The sequence below is a fragment of the Micromonospora sp. BL1 genome, from assembly GCF_003667485.1.
Lineage (GTDB): Bacteria > Actinomycetota > Actinomycetes > Mycobacteriales > Micromonosporaceae > Micromonospora > Micromonospora tulbaghiae.
Map to the genome: position 1 here is coordinate 35,235 of NZ_RCVK01000241.1, position 14,530 is coordinate 49,764.

Annotated in this window: 9 protein-coding genes; 6 read left to right on the forward strand and 3 right to left on the reverse strand. The window is 71.0% G+C overall.

The window, feature by feature from the left end:
• Position 1 precedes the first annotated feature (1 nt).
• The 3 genes from EAD96_RS15960 to EAD96_RS15970 are packed head-to-tail and all read right to left on the reverse strand — an operon-like array spanning position 2 to position 7,751.
• A complete protein-coding gene (locus EAD96_RS15960) occupies positions 2-2,278 on the reverse strand; it encodes a family 20 glycosylhydrolase (protein ID WP_121684856.1) in 2,277 nt (758 codons plus the stop codon).
• Positions 2,279-2,298: 20 nt separating this feature from the next.
• Complete coding sequence (locus EAD96_RS15965; RefSeq protein WP_158614797.1) at positions 2,299-5,034, reverse strand: alpha-L-fucosidase; 2,736 nt, start codon at positions 5,032-5,034, stop codon at positions 2,299-2,301.
• A gap of 11 nt (positions 5,035-5,045) precedes the next feature.
• Positions 5,046-7,751 carry a glycoside hydrolase N-terminal domain-containing protein gene (locus EAD96_RS15970; RefSeq protein ID WP_233585819.1) on the reverse strand — a complete coding sequence of 902 codons (2,706 nt, stop codon included), beginning with the start codon at positions 7,749-7,751 and terminating at the stop codon, positions 5,046-5,048.
• A gap of 275 nt (positions 7,752-8,026) precedes the next feature.
• Between EAD96_RS15970 and EAD96_RS15975 the strand changes: the two genes are divergently transcribed.
• Genes EAD96_RS15975 through EAD96_RS16000 form a run of 6 tightly spaced genes read left to right on the forward strand, consistent with a single transcriptional unit; the run spans position 8,027 to position 14,530 of the window.
• Positions 8,027-8,875 (forward strand): fumarylacetoacetate hydrolase family protein, encoded by an 849-nt coding sequence (locus EAD96_RS15975; RefSeq protein ID WP_121684916.1) that lies wholly within the window; start codon positions 8,027-8,029, stop codon positions 8,873-8,875.
• Complete coding sequence (locus EAD96_RS15980; protein ID WP_233585821.1) at positions 8,872-10,185, forward strand: enolase C-terminal domain-like protein; 1,314 nt, start codon at positions 8,872-8,874, stop codon at positions 10,183-10,185. Before EAD96_RS15975 ends, EAD96_RS15980 begins: the two co-directional genes overlap by 4 nt.
• Entirely contained in the window at positions 10,182-10,961 is a 780-nt protein-coding gene (locus tag EAD96_RS15985; RefSeq protein WP_233585823.1) for an SDR family NAD(P)-dependent oxidoreductase, read from the forward strand. Before EAD96_RS15980 ends, EAD96_RS15985 begins: the two co-directional genes overlap by 4 nt.
• A gap of 7 nt (positions 10,962-10,968) precedes the next feature.
• Positions 10,969-12,015: a sugar ABC transporter substrate-binding protein gene (locus tag EAD96_RS15990; RefSeq protein ID WP_121684860.1), complete on the forward strand. Its 1,047-nt coding sequence runs from the start codon at positions 10,969-10,971 to the stop codon at positions 12,013-12,015.
• Positions 12,012-13,532, forward strand: coding sequence for a sugar ABC transporter ATP-binding protein (locus EAD96_RS15995; protein ID WP_121684861.1), 1,521 nt, complete (start codon positions 12,012-12,014; stop codon positions 13,530-13,532). The genes EAD96_RS15990 and EAD96_RS15995 overlap by 4 nt, the downstream gene beginning before the upstream one ends.
• Positions 13,529-14,530 carry an ABC transporter permease gene (locus EAD96_RS16000; RefSeq protein ID WP_121684862.1) on the forward strand — a complete coding sequence of 334 codons (1,002 nt, stop codon included), beginning with the start codon at positions 13,529-13,531 and terminating at the stop codon, positions 14,528-14,530. The genes EAD96_RS15995 and EAD96_RS16000 overlap by 4 nt, the downstream gene beginning before the upstream one ends.

Consider the following 14,530-nt stretch of genomic DNA (forward strand, 5'->3'; position numbering starts at 1 on the left):
ATCATGCGGCGGGGAGGGTCCACCGCTGGTTCGCGGCGCCGGTGCACGGCCACAGCACCAGACGGGTGCCGTTGGCGGTGGCTGCGGCGTTGGCGTCGAGGCACTTACCGCCGGTGCGATAGCTGCTGCTGGCGGCGTCGTAGGTCCAGCGTTGGGTCGCCGCGTCGGTGCAGGTGCGGATCACGATGCCGGTGCCGTCGGCGGTGCTGCCGCCGGCCGGTTCGAGGCATTTGCCGAGAGTGACCAGGTTGCCGTTGGCCCGCTGGGTCCAGGTCTGATTGGCCCCGCTGTTGCAGTCCCAGAGGTTGACCGCGGTGCCGTCGGCGCTGTTGCTGGCCGGGATGTCGATGCAGCGCGCGCTGGCCTGACCGGTGATCACGCCGCGGCGGGGCCCGAAGACCTCGAACTCCCAGAGCGAGTAGCCGAAGCTGGTGCCGCGCTGGGTGCCCTGCATCCGCACGTAGCGGGCGGTGCCGCTGACGGCCAGCTCGTCCTTGCCGCCGTCGCCGGTGGTCGTGCTCGCCACGGTGGTCCAGGTGGTGCCGTTGGCGGAGGTCTGGATCTGGTACGAGCGGGCGTAGGCCGCCTCCCAGTGCAGCACGACGCGGGAGAGCTCCTGGCTGCTGCCGAGGTCGACCTGGATCGTGGTGGGGTCGGTCCAGGCCGAGGACCAGCGGGTGCCGAGGTTGCCGTCGACCGCCGCGGTCGCCGGGAAGCTCGCCGTCTCGGTGGAGGACGCGGTCACCGGCCGGTTGAGCGCCAGGTTGCCGTCCGCGCCCGGGCCGCCGGGCGCCCGGCCGACCCGGTCCATGACGGTGGTGAACGCGGTGTACGAGGTGACCGGCTTGGGCGAGCCCCACGTCTGCTGGGCCACCACCCGCAGGATGGTGCGGATGCCCGCGGCGATCTGGTCCTCGGTCTCGCTGTCCGGGCTGTCGCACCACACGTGCACGAGCGAGCCGAGGTTGCGCGACGGGTCGGAGATGGTGGCGCCGCCGTGGAACATGTCCGGCCGCCAGGTCTCGTACGCCCAGGTCAGATTCGGCTTGCTGCGGCCGGGCACGTAGTAGGTCGGGTCCCAGGATGCGTTGGCGAGGGTGTGCCCGCGGTCGAGCAGCGCCTGCGGGCCGATGCCGAGGCCGTACCAGGCCTCGACGATGATGTTCGAGGCCGGCCGGATGGTGCCGTTGTTCTTGATGCCGTCGTTCCACATCCGGCTGGTCTTGCCGGCTGCGCGGACGATGTCGTTGGCCCAGTTGATGAAGCCGTAGTAGGTGTCCTGGGCGACAGCGTTCGGTCCGTAGTTGGCGCGGGCGTACTCGAGAAGCTGCGGGTAGTCGTCGAAGCTGGCGTAGTCGCCGAGGTACTCGTCCGCCCCGATGTGCCAGTACCGACCCGGGAACAGCGGCAGGAACTCGGTCATCAGGTCCCGGACCAGGGTGTACGCGCCCGGCTTGGACAGGTCCAGGTAGTACGGGTCGCGGTTGCCCCGCACGTCGGTGAGCTGGAGTTCCGGGTGATCGGCCAGGATCGCGTTCATGTGCCCGGGCATGTCGATCTCGGGGACGATCTCGATGTGGTACTGCCGGGCCAGCGCGATGAGCTCGCGCATCTGCTGCTTGGTGTAGTGCTGCTCGGAGACGACCTCGGGATGGGTGGTGCTCTCCAGCCGGAAACCGAAGGTGTCGGACAGGTGGAAGTGGAACCGGTTCATCTTCAGGTAGGCCAGCTCCTTGATGTGCCTACGGAGCCAATCCACCGTGAAGTACTTGCGGCCCTGGTCGACCATCAGGCCGCGCTCGGGCTTGACCGGGCTGTCGGTGGTGGTGCCGGCCGGCACGGTGCTGGACTGCTTGAGCAGTTGAAGCACGGTGCGGGTGCCGTAGAAGGCACCGGTGTCGGTCGAGCCCTGGATGGCGATGCTGGAGCCGACAGTCATCGTGTAGCCCTCGACGGGCTGGTTGCCGCCGAGGGTGAGCCGGATGTCGCCGGCCGCGGCGGCGCCGGTGACGACCGGAACCGTGCGGCCGGTCAGGTCGCGCAGGTCGGCGGCGAACGTCGCCGCGTCGTCGTTCAGCTGGGCGGTCCAGGCGGGGTCGACAACGATTCGGGAGGTGGCACCGAAGGTGTAGCTGCCGGTGCCGGCGGTCCATTGCTTGAGAGCGGGGATGACCTGCAGATCGCCCGGTACGGCCGCGGCCGGACCGGCGGGCACGGCGATCACCGCGGCGGCGAGGGCGCCCACCGAGCCGGTGACCGCGAGGTGTCGGAGTCGCATGTGTTGAGCTCCCATCGGGGTCAGCAGGAGGAGGGGTTGGCGGCGGTGTCGGTGGAGTAGGCGGTGAGCGTGGCGACCTGTGGGACGCCCCGCGCGGAGGCGACCCGCAGCCGCAGCCGGTCGCTGGAGACCGCGGACGACAGCGGCACGATCCGCTTGTAGCCGACCGATCCGGCGGTGGCGACCTGCTGCCAGGTGCCGTTGATCCAGGCGTCCACGGCGAAGCCCTCGATGCGCTGGCCGTTGCCGATCGATTCCTGCACCAGCACCCGGTCGAAGGTGCGCGCCCGGCAGGAGGTCAGCTCGACCGAGCCGGTGGTGGCGTTGTTCGCCGGCGACCAGAACGAGGCCAGCGACGTGTCGGTCAGGGCGGCGGCGGTGCCGGTGGCGTCGGCCCGGGCGAACAGTTCCCTGCCGTAGCGGCCGCGGATCGTGGCGCCGAACGCGTCGAGCGAGGCGACGTCTGCCGTGTCCAGCACGCCGGCCTGGTTGGGCGGCACGTTGAGCAGCAGGTTGGCGTTGCGGCCCACCGCGTTCTCGTAGAGCCGGACCAGGGCGTCGGGCGTCTTGACCGAGCCGTTCTGCGCGGACTTCCAGAACCAGCCGGGCCGGATCGACACGTCGGCCTCGGCCGGGTACCAGGACAGGTAGGTGATGGTGCCGAGGTTGCGCCCGATCAGCGCGCTGGAGCCCAGGTCGGTCGACTGCGGCCCGCCCAGCAGGTCGTCGTCGCGGTTGAGCGCGGCGGGATTGGTGCCCTTGAACGGGAGGGCGCTCCACTCGTCGGCGCGGAAGGCGCCGGACTCCGAGCCGATCCAGCGCACATCCGGTCCGTTGATCGCGATGTTGGCGTTCGGCTGCAGCGACCTGATCAGGTTGTACCAGTCGCCGACCTGGTAGTTCTGCGGGTACGCGGTGTACGGGTTCGCGCCGTCGAACCAGACCTCGGACATCGGGCCGTACTCGGTGAGCAGTTCGTACAGCTGGTTGAGGAAGTAGGCGTTGTAGTCGTCGGCCTGGTAGGTGAAGGTCCGCGCCGGGGTGCGGGTGTCGCCGGCGACCAGCGTCGGGATGGTCACCGAGCGCCGGGCGCTGTTGTTGCCGAACCGGTCGCCGCCGCGCCGGCCGGGGATCTCCGCGCCGTCGGCGGGGGAGAGGTAGAAGCCGACACCGAGCCCGGCCGCGCGGGCGGCGTCGACGGTGGCGCGGAAGATGTCGTCGCGCCACGGGCTGGATCGCACCGAGTGGGTGCTGTACCGCGACGGGTAGAGCAGGAAGCCGTCGTGGTGCTTGACGGTGAGGATGACCTCCTTGAAGCCGTTGCGCTTGAGCACCTGCATCCACTGCGCCGGGTTGACCGTGGCCGGGTTGAACAGGGCCGGGTCCTCGTTGCCGGTGCCCCACTCGACGCCGGTGAAGGTGTTCATGCCGTAGTGCAGGAAGGCGGTCAGTTCCTGCTGCTGCCAGGCGAGCTGGCCGGGGCTCGGCACGACGTGGGCGGCCTTCTGCCGGATCCGCTCGAGCGTGTCGCACCGGTCGACCGGGATGACGGTGGCCGGGGTGACCGGTCCGCTGGTGCCGGGGTTGTTCTCACAGCCCGCCGGCGGCGGGGCGGTGCCGCCGCAGAGCGGCGCGTCGAGCTGGAAGTCTGCGGGGCCGGCCGCGCTGCGCATCGTCGCCAGCGCGATCGCGTCCAGGGTGCCGTGCCAGCCCCGGTTCCTCGTGCCGGCGTCGTTGCCGAACGCCAGCAGGCCCTGCGCGGCGTTCGCCGCGGCGACCGGGGTGGTCACGGCGGTGCCGACGCGGCAGCCGTTCACGTACGCCTCGAGGCGAGCCGAGGCGTCGCTCACGTACTCGTAGGCCAGTGCCACGTGGGTGTTCTGTGTGTCGGACAGGTCCGGCCCGTTCTGCCGGGTGTCGTAGTAGGGCGCGTCCGGTCCGTACATGCCGAACTGGGTGGTGTTCTGCGACCCGTTGGCGTATCGGTAGTAGGCGCCGCCGGCCAGGCTGAGCACCGTGTCGAAGGCCATCGTGGCCCCGGCCCGGCGGCGCACGACCGCCTCGGCCAGCAGGCTCCGGTTCACGTACCTGGCGCTGGTCAGCGCGATGCGCGGGGCGAAGCCGACGCCGGTGCCGCCGCCGGTGAGCGTGACGGCGGAGCCGTCGACGGTCTCGTTGCCGGCCAAGCGGGTGAGCTGCCCGTCGACCAGTTCGCCGGGCGCCGGGGTGTACCCGCTGGCGGTGGTGAACGAGCCACCGAACCCGACGTTGAGCAGTGGCTGGTATTCGGCCGCGCCGATGCGCCACTGCTGGTTGGTGGCGGTGCCGCAGGACCACAGGATGAGGCGGGTGTTGTTGGCGGTGCCGCCGCCGTTGGCGTCCAGGCAGGTGCCGGTGGCCTGGTTGCGCAGGGTCCGTGCGGTGGTGTCGTAGGTCCAGCGCTGGTTGGTGGCGGTGCCGCAGGTGCTGATGGTGGCGGCGCCGTTCGCGGCGGTGAGGCACTTGCCGCGGTTGCGGATGGTGGTGTCGGCCATCCGGTTCCAGATCTGGTTGGCCGCGCCGGAGCAGTCCCACAGGACCAGGGCGGTGCCGTCGGTGGTGCTGGAGCCGGGGACGTCGACGCAGCGGCCGCTGCCCACCCCGGTGATCAGTCCGGTGAACGCGGCGGGTTCGGCGGCGGCCGGGGAGGAGGGGGCGACGGCGACGAGGAAGGAAGCGGTCAGGGTCAGGACGGTGGCGCGTGTGATCGATTCCAAGGAGATGTCTCCTACATCAGCCACTGCTGGTTGGCCGCGGTGGTGCACGGCCAGAGAATGAGACGGGTGTTGTTGGCGGTGCCGCCGCCGTTGGCGTCCAGGCAGGTGCCGGTGGCCTGGTTGCGCAGGGTCCGTGCGGTGGTGTCGTAGGTCCAGCGCTGGTTGGTGGCGGTGCCGCAGGTGCTGATGGTGGCGGCACCGTTCGCGGCGGTGAGGCACTTGCCGCGATTGCGGATCGTGGTGTCGGACTCGCGGGACCAGATCTGGTTGGCCGCGCCGGAGCAGTCCCACAGGATGAGGGCGGTGCCGTCGGCCGTGGCGGCGCCCGGCACGTCGACGCAGCGGTTGCTGGCGACCCCGGTGATCGTGCCGGTGACCCCGGTGGACACGGCCTGGTAGCGGCGGCCGGCGATGGCCGCGAACGTGATCTGGTTGCCCGAGCGGGTCACCGGAACGGCCTGGCCGGTGCTCAGGTCGATCAGCGTGGCGGTGGACAGGATCGGGTTGCGTACCGTCAGGTTGCCGCTGCGGCCGGCGGTCAGCGTGATCCGGCTGGCCTGCCGGTTGCGCCACTCGGCGTCCACCGTGACGTCGCCCCGCGCCTTCAGGCCGGTGACCGTGCCGGCCGGCCAAGCGGCCGGCACGGCGGGTAGCACGTCGACGACGCCGTGCTGGCTCTGCAGCAGCATCTCGGCCATGCCGGAGGTGGCACCGAAGTTGCCGTCGATCTGGAACGGCGGGTGGGTGTCGAACAGGTTGGCCAGCGTGCTGCCCTTGAGCTGCTCGCTGAGCATCTTGTGGGCGCGGTCGCCGTCCAGCAGCCGGGCCCAGAAATTGATCTTCCAGGCCTTGCTCCAGCCGGTGCCGCCGTCGCCGCGCGCGTTCAGCGAGACCTTGGCGGCCTCGGCGAACGCCGGGGTGGTCAGCGGCGAGATCTGCCGGCCGGGGTGCAGGGCGTACAGGTGCGAGATGTGCCGGTGCTGGTTGTTGCGGTCGTCCCAGTCGGTCTTCCACTCCTGCAACTGGCCCCAGGAGCCGATCCGCAGGCCGGGGTCGAGCCGGTCGAGCGTCGACTGCCACTGCTGGCGCAGGGTGGTGTCCACACCGAGCGTCGTGCTGGCCTCGACGACGTTGGTCAGCAGCTCCCACACGATCTGCTCGCTCATCGACGCGCCGGCCGAGAAGTCACCCTGCTCGGGGGAGTAGCTGGGTGAGACGACAAGCCTGTTGTCGCGCGGATCGGTGTGCAGGTTGGCGCGCCAGAACTCGGCCGCCTCCTTCATCGCCGGGTACGCCCGGTCGCGCAGGAACGCGGTGTCGCCGGTGAACCGGTAGTGCTCGTAGAGGTGTTGGCACAGCCAGGCGGCCGCCTCCGGGAACCAGAACGCGGTGGCGTAGCTCTCCACGCCGGTGAAGCCGTACGGGTTGGTGCCGAGATGGGTGACCCAGCCGGTGGTGCCGTAGTTGCGCTGCGCGGTGACCCGGCCGGGGGCGCGCAGCGCCTCGATGAAGTCGAACAGCGGCGTCGCGGTCTCCGAGAGGTTGGTGATCTCCGCGGGCCAGTAGTTCATCTGCACGTTGATGTTGGTGTGGTAGTCGGCGTTCCAGGGCGGGCTGTTGGAGTTGTTCCAGATGCCCTGGAGGTTGGCCGGCAGGGAGCCGCCGCGCGACGACGCGATGAGCAGGTAGCGGCCGTAGGAGAAGAACAGCGACTCCAGCGCGCGGTCCTGGGCCCGGCCGGCCGCGCCGGTGTAGGCCGACCGCAGTTCGTCGGTGGGAATGTTCGGCATCTGCCCGCCCACGTTCAGCCGCACCCGGTCGTAGAGGCGGCGGTAGTCGGCCAGGTGTGCGGCGCGTAGCGCGTCCGGGGTGGCGGCCGCGGCCGCGTCGACCGCCTGGGTGACCTTCGTCCGCGGGTCCGCGCCGCGGTAGGAGGGGTAGGCGCCGGCGTACGACGTCCCGGCGGACAGCACGACGAGCGCCGAGTCGGCGCCCGTGACGGTGACCCGGCCGGAGCCGTCGGTCCGGGTGCCGCCGGTCGTCACCACCCGGTACTGGGTCTCGTGGATGAGGCCGTTGCCGAGCGTGCCGCGGATGGTGATCCGGCCGTTCGCCACCGTGACGGAGCTGCCGGCCTGGGCGGTCACCGGCCGTAGGACGAATGAGATCCTCCCGGCCTGGCTGGCCGACAACCGGGAGACGACGACGTTGCCGGGGTAGCTGGCGAAGTACTCGCGGCGGTAGGTCGCACCGCCGTGCGAGTACTCGACGCGGGCGGTCGCATCGGCGAGGTCCAGCTCGCGCCGGTAGCCGCTCACCGTCGCGGGCGTGCCGGTCATGTCGAGGTACATGTCGGCGAGGTTCTGGTACGCGCCGAACGCGGTCGGCTGCTGGCCGAGCGCCGCGGAGACGGCGCTCGGGTCCATCCGGCCGTCCCGGTCTATCTGTGCCTGGACGGCGTCCAGGGCGCCCGGCCGGGGCGCCGTCCAGTTGCCGTGGTCGTACCCGGCGGCACCGGGGCCGCCGGTCCACAACGTCTTCTCGTTGAGCTGCAGACGCTCGGTCTGAACGCCGCCGAAGACCATGGCGCCGAGCGCGCCGTTGCCGATCGGCAGGGCGTTGTTCTCCCAGTTGGCCGCGGGCTCGTCGTACCACAGGGCCTGGCTGGGATCGGCGGCCGCGGCCCGTGCGGGCTGCGGGCGGTCGACCGCCGGCAAGGCGGACAGGGTGACGAGCAGGGTGACGGCGACGGCTCGCGAAACGGTTCGGCTCCCCGCAGGTAGACGCATAAGCCCTCCTCAATACGTCGCAGTTAACATTGGATGTTTTTTTATGTCAAGACGTCGGAGTATTTTGGCAGCTAAAGCCGCCGAAGGTCGATCCTGCAAGGTCATCAAGGGCGGACGGAGGTCTTGCCCGAGCGATCGGCGGATGTTAGACATCCGATGTTCGATGCCGACACGGCAAAACACCCGATGTATTTGGTGGTGTGGTGAAGCTTCTCCGCGTAGGTCCTCCGGGCGAGGAACGGGTCGCCGTGCTGGGCGCCGACGACGGCCTCGTCGATGTGTCCGATGTGGTCGACGACCTGGATCCGGCGTTCTTCGCGGCCGGCGGCATCGGCCGTCTGCGCGAGCGGTTGGCGGGGCGGGCGTCCCGGCCGGCGACGGGGGCACGGATCGGCCCGCCGATCCGGCGCCCCGGAAAGATCGTCTGCATTGGCCTGAACTACCGCGACCACGCCGAGGAGACCGGCGCGGCGCTGCCGGCCGAGCCGGTGGTGTTCCTCAAGGCACCGGACACCGTGGTGGGCCCGGACGACACGGTGCTCGTGCCGCGCGGCAGCAGCTGCACCGACTGGGAGGTCGAGCTCGGCGTGGTGATCGGCCGCCCGGCGCGCTACCTGGAGTCGCACGAGGCCGCGATGGCCTGCGTCGCCGGCTACGTCGTCTCGCACGACGTGTCCGAGCGCGAGTTCCAACTGCACCGCGGCGGTCAATGGGACAAGGGCAAGTCCTGCGAGACGTTCAACCCGATGGGCCCGTGGTTCGTCACGGCCGATGAGATCGCCGACCCGCAGCAGCTCGGCCTGCGGCTATGGGTCAACGGCACGCTGCGCCAGGACGGCAACACCAAGGACATGGTCTTCGGGGTGGCCGAGATCATCCGGTACCTGAGTCACTTCATGACCCTGTACCCGGGCGACCTGATCAACACGGGCACACCCGCCGGGGTGGCGCTCGGCCGGCCCGAGCCGCGGCCCTACCTGCGTCCCGGTGACGTGGTGGAGCTGGAGATCGACGGGCTCGGCCGGCAGCGGCAGACGGTGGGAGCGGCGTGACGATCCCGCGATTCCGGGCCCTGGAGACCCACGACATCCGGTTCCCGACCTCCACGGCGCTCGACGGCTCGGACGCCATGAACCCCGACCCCGACTACTCCGCGGCGTACGTGGTGCTGCGCACCGACGCCCCGGACGGGCTGGAGGGCCACGGGTTCGCGTTCACCATCGGGCGCGGCAACGACGTCCAGCGTGCCGCCATCGACGCCCTCGCGCCGTACCTCGTCGACCGCAACGTCAACGACGTGCTCGACGACCTCGGCGGGTTCTGGCGGGAGCTGGTGCACGACTCACAGCTGCGCTGGCTCGGCCCGGAGAAGGGGATCATGCACATGGCGGTCTCCGCGGTGGTCAACGCGCTGTGGGACCTCAAGGCCAAGACGGCCGGCCGGCCGCTGTGGCAGATGCTGGCCGCGATGTCGCCCGAGGACCTGGTCGACCTCGTCGACTTCCGTTACCTGACCGACGCGCTCACCCGGGCCGAGGCGCTGGAGATCCTCCGGCGGCAGGTGCCCGGGCGCGCCGAACGCCGGCGCCTGCTGCTGGCCGAGGGATATCCGGCCTACACCACCTCGCCGGGATGGCTCGGCTACAGCGACGACAAGCTGCGCCGGCTGTGCGCCGAGGCGGTCCGGGACGGCTTCACCCAGATCAAGCTGAAGGTGGGCGCCGACCTGGACGACGATGTGCGCCGGATGCGTATCGCCCGGGAGGTGTGCGGGCCGGACTTCCGGATCGCCGTCGACGCGAACCAGCGCTGGGACGTGGAGTCCGCGGTGACGTGGGTTGCCGCCCTCGCCCCGTACTCGCCCTGGTGGGTGGAGGAGCCGACAAGCCCGGACGACGTCGTGGGACACGCCGAGATCGCCCGCCGGATCGCGCCGGTGCCGGTCGCCACCGGCGAGCACGTCGCCAACCGGGTGATCTTCAAGCAGCTGCTGCAGCTCGGCGGGATGTCCTACCTGCAGCTCGACGCCGCCCGGGTGGCCGGTGTCAACGAGAACATCGCCATCCTGCTGCTGGCCGCCAAGTACGGCGTCCCGGTGTGCCCGCACGCCGGCGGCGTGGGCTTGTGCGAGCTGGTCCAGCACCTGTCGATGTTCGACTACGTCGCGGTCTCCGGCGCCATGGGCGACCGGGTCATCGAGTACGTGGATCACCTGCACGACCACTTCGTCGATCCGGTACGGGTGCGTGCCGGCCGCTACCAGGCGCCGCTCCGTCCGGGCTTCAGCGCCACCATGCGACCGGAGACCCTGGCCCGCTACGCGTTCCCCGGCGGTCCGCAGTGGATGGGCGTGGCTCGATGACAGTGCGCGAGTTCGACGGGCTGGCGGCCGTGGTGACCGGCGCCGCCTCCGGCATCGGCGCCGAGACCGCCCGCCTGCTGGCCGAGCGCGGCGCCCGGGTCGCCTGCCTCGACCGGGTGGCCGCGCCGGACCTGCCGTCGTTCGTGGCCGACCTCGCCGACGACGCGGCTGTCCGTACGGCGGTGTGCCGGATCGCCGACCGGTTCGGCGGGCTGGACATCGTGGTGAACAACGCCGGCATCGGCGCGGTCGGCACCGTCGCGGACAACGACGACGCCGAATGGCACCGGGTCCTGGACGTCAACGTGGTCGGCGCGGTGCGTGTGACCCGTGCCGCCCTGCCGCACCTGCGCCGGTCCCGGCACGCCGCGGTGGTCAACACCTGCTCGGTCGCCGCGCACGTCGGGCTGCCCGACCGCGCGCTCTACAGCGCGAGCAAGGGTGCCCTGCAGGCGCTGACCCTCGCGATGGCCGCCGACCATGTCCGCGACGGCATCCGAGTCTGCTGCGTCAACCCCGGCACGGTGGACGGCCCCTGGGTGCGCCGCCTGGTGGCCGGGGCCGCCGATCCGGACGCCACGCTGACCGCGTTGCGCGCCCGGCAACCCAACGGACGGCTGGTCACCGCCACCGAGGTGGCCACCGCGATCGCCTACCTGGCCAGCCCGCTCGCCGGCGCCACCACCGGAACCGTGCTGGCCGTCGACGGCGGCATGCAGCATCTGCGGCTGCCGCCGGCCTCTCTTCCACCCGTCGTCACGCCCGACCCCGAATGAGGAACTCATGAAACGGTCCCTGCGCGCCACGGGCGCCGCCCTGGCCGCCGTTGCCCTGCTGACCACCGCCGCGTGCGGCTCCGAATCCCCGGACGCCGCGTCCGGCAACTCGGACAAGCCGCAGGTCGGTGTCGACCTGCCCCGGGCCGACTCCGACTTCTGGAACTCCTACGCCAAGTACGTGCCCACCTTCGCCGAGGAGGTGGGTGCCGACCTGATGGCGCCGACCAACTCGCAGAACGACGTGGCCAAGCTCGTGGCCAACAGCCAGGCCCTGGTCAGCCAGGGCGCCAAGGCGATCGTCATGGCGCCGCAGGACACCGGCGCCATCGCCACCACGCTCACCATGCTGGAACAGAAGAAGATCCCGGTGGTCTCCGTCGACACCCGCCCCGACAAGGGCAAGGTCTTCATGGTGGTGCGCGCCGACAACCGCGCGTACGGGCAGAAGGCGTGCGAGTTCCTCGGCCAGAAGCTCGGCGGCAAGGGCAAGGTCGTCGAGTTCCAGGGAGCCTTGTCGTCGATCAACGGCCGGGACCGCTCCGAGGCCTTCGCCGAATGCATGAGGACGAAGTTCCCAGGCATCACCGTCTTCGAAGAGCCCACCGAGTGGGAAGGCACCAAGGCCTCCGCCGCCCTGCAGACCCGGCTCGCCCAACACCCGGACATCAAGGGCATCTACATGCAGGCGGGCGGCGTGTTCCTCGCGCCGACGCTGCAGCTGCTGCGCTCCAAGAACCTGCTCGTGCCGCCGACCGACCCGAAGCACGTCTTCATCGTCTCCAACGACGGCATCCCGCAGGAGTTCGAGGCGATCCGCAAGGGCGAGATCGACGCCACCGTCTCGCAGCCCGCCGACCTGTACGCCAAGTACGCGCTGTTCTACGCGAAGGCCGCGATCGACGGCAGGACCTTCCAGCCCGGCCCCACCGACCACGACAGCACGATCGTCGACGTCGGCAACGGTGTCCTCGAAGACCAGCTCCCCGCCCCGCTCGTCACGGCCGAGAACGTCGATGACGCCGGGCTGTGGGGCAACCAGGTCAGCAAGTGACCCCGGCCGTCGAGGCGACCGGCATCAGCAAGCGGTTCGGCGCCACAGTCGCCCTGGCCGACGCGCAGATCTCCGTCGCGCCCGGCTCGACACATGCCCTGGTCGGGCGTAACGGCGCCGGAAAGTCCACCCTGGTGTCCGTCCTGACCGGGCTGCAACGCCCGGACGGCGGCACGCTGCACTTCGACGGCCGGCCGGCGCCTCCGACGGCCGACCGTCGACAGTGGCGGCAGCGCGTCGCCTGCGTGTACCAGAAGAGCACCGTCATCCCGGAGCTCAGCGTCGCGGAGAACCTGTTCCTCAACCGGCACGAGGAGGCCGGACCGCGCGGCCGGACGCCGTGGATCAACTGGCGTGGCCTGCGCCGGGCAGCCGCCGACCTGCTGGACGAGTTCGAGCTCGCGGTCGACCCGGCCCGGCCCGCCGGCGAGCTCGACGTGGAGCAGCAGCAACTCGTGGAGATCGCCCGCGCGCTGTCCACCGGCGCGCGGTTCATCATCCTCGACGAGCCGACCGCCCGCCTGGACGCCAACGCGATCGAGCGGTTGTTCCAGCGGATGCGCGCGCTGTCCGCGGCCGGGGTGACACTGCTGTTCATCTCGCATCACCTGCACGAGGTGTTCGATGTCTGCGACACGGTCACCGTGATGCGGGACGCACGCTGGGTGTTGACTCGGCCGGTCGCCGGGCTGAGCCGCGAGGCGCTGGTCGACGCGATGACCGGCGAGGCGGCCGGCGGCATGGCGCCGGCCGCCCGGCCGCCGGTGCCGGCGGACGCGGCGGTGGCGCTCGAGGTGCGCGATCTCGGCCTGGCCGGTTCCTACTCCGGCGTCCGGCTCGCCGTGCGGTCCGGGGAACTGGTCGGGGTGACCGGCTCGGGCAGCAGCGGCAAGGTGGCGCTCGCCGAGACGGTGGCCGGCCTGCGCCGGGCGGACACCGGCGAGATCCGGGTCCGGGACCGGGTGGTGCGGCCGGGCGACGTGCCGGCCGCTTGGGCCGCCGGCATCGGGCTGGTGCCGCAGGACCGCCATCGCGAGGGCCTGGTGCCGTTGCTGTCGGTGGCCGAGAACGCCACCATGCCGATCGGCGACCGGCTCGGCCCCGCCTCGGTGATCCTGCCCGCGCGCCGAGACAAGGTGGCGGCGGACATGATCGCGCGGTACGACATCAAGACCAGCGATCCCGGCGAGCCGGTGAGCAACCTGTCCGGCGGCAACGCGCAGAAGGTCGTCCTGGCCCGCGCCCTGTCGACCGGGCCGGACGTGCTCGTGCTCATCTCGCCCACCACCGGGGTGGACGTGCGCTCCAAGGAGACGCTGCTCGACGCGGTGCTGGACGTCGCGACCTCCGGGACCGGCGTCCTGCTGGTCTCCGACGAACTCGACGATCTGCGCTCCTGCGACCGGGTGCTGGTGATGTACCACGGCGAGGTGAGCCGCGAACTGGACCGCGGCTGGGACGACGCGGAGATGGTCGCCGCGATCGAGGGGCTGGCCGCAGAGGAAGGAACCCCATGACCGCAATGACGCCGGTGGCTCCGGCACCGGGCCGGGTGGTCCGCATCTCCCGCTTTCGGGATCTGGCGCTGGTACCGGCCATCCTGGTCCTGCTGTTGGTCGGCGCCCTCGTCGACCCCGTCTTCCTCACCCGGGTCAACCTCATCAACGTGCTGCAGCAGCAGACCGAACTGGCCCTGGTCGTACTGGCCGAGGCGATCATCCTGATCAGCGGCAAGTTCGACCTGTCGCTGGAGTCGGTCGTCGGTCTGGCGCCCGCGCTGGCTGTGGCTCTGGTCATCCCGGCAGGCAGCAACGGCCTCGGCACCGAGTGGGCCACCGCGCTGGCGGTCCCGCTCTGCCTGCTCGCCGGTGCGGCGGTCGGCGCCTTCAACGGCCTGCTGATCCTGCGCCTGCGATTGTCGGCGTTCATCGTGACGCTCGGCATGCTGATCGTGCTGCGCGGTCTGCAGATCGGCATCACCGGCGGGCAGAACCTCTTCGAGCTGCCGCCATCGGTGCTCTACCTCGGCAACGCCGTGTGGCTGGGCCTGCCGGCCTCCATCTGGCTGGCCGGGCTGCTGTTCGGCGCCGGCATCGCGACCCTGCGCTACCTACGCCAGGGGCGGGCGCTCTACGCGGTCGGCGGCAACGTCGACGCGGCCCGGGCGGCCGGCATCCGTACCGACCGGGTGATCTGGAGCGCCCTGGTGGTGGGCGGGGTGCTCGCCGCCCTCGCCGGCCTGCTGATGACCGGCCGGCTCGGCTCGGTCGCCGCCGCCCAGGGCGACGGCATGATCTTCACGGTGTTCGCCGCGGCGGTCATCGGCGGGATCAGCATGGACGGCGGCAAAGGCACCCTGTTCGGCGCGCTGTGCGGCGTCATCGTCCTCGGCCTGATCAACAACATCCTGACCCTCGCCGGGGTGTCGGCACAATGGATCCAGGCCATCTACGGCCTGATCATCCTGGTGGCGCTGCTGCTGGCCCGGCTCACCACCGGAAAGGCGCAGGACTGA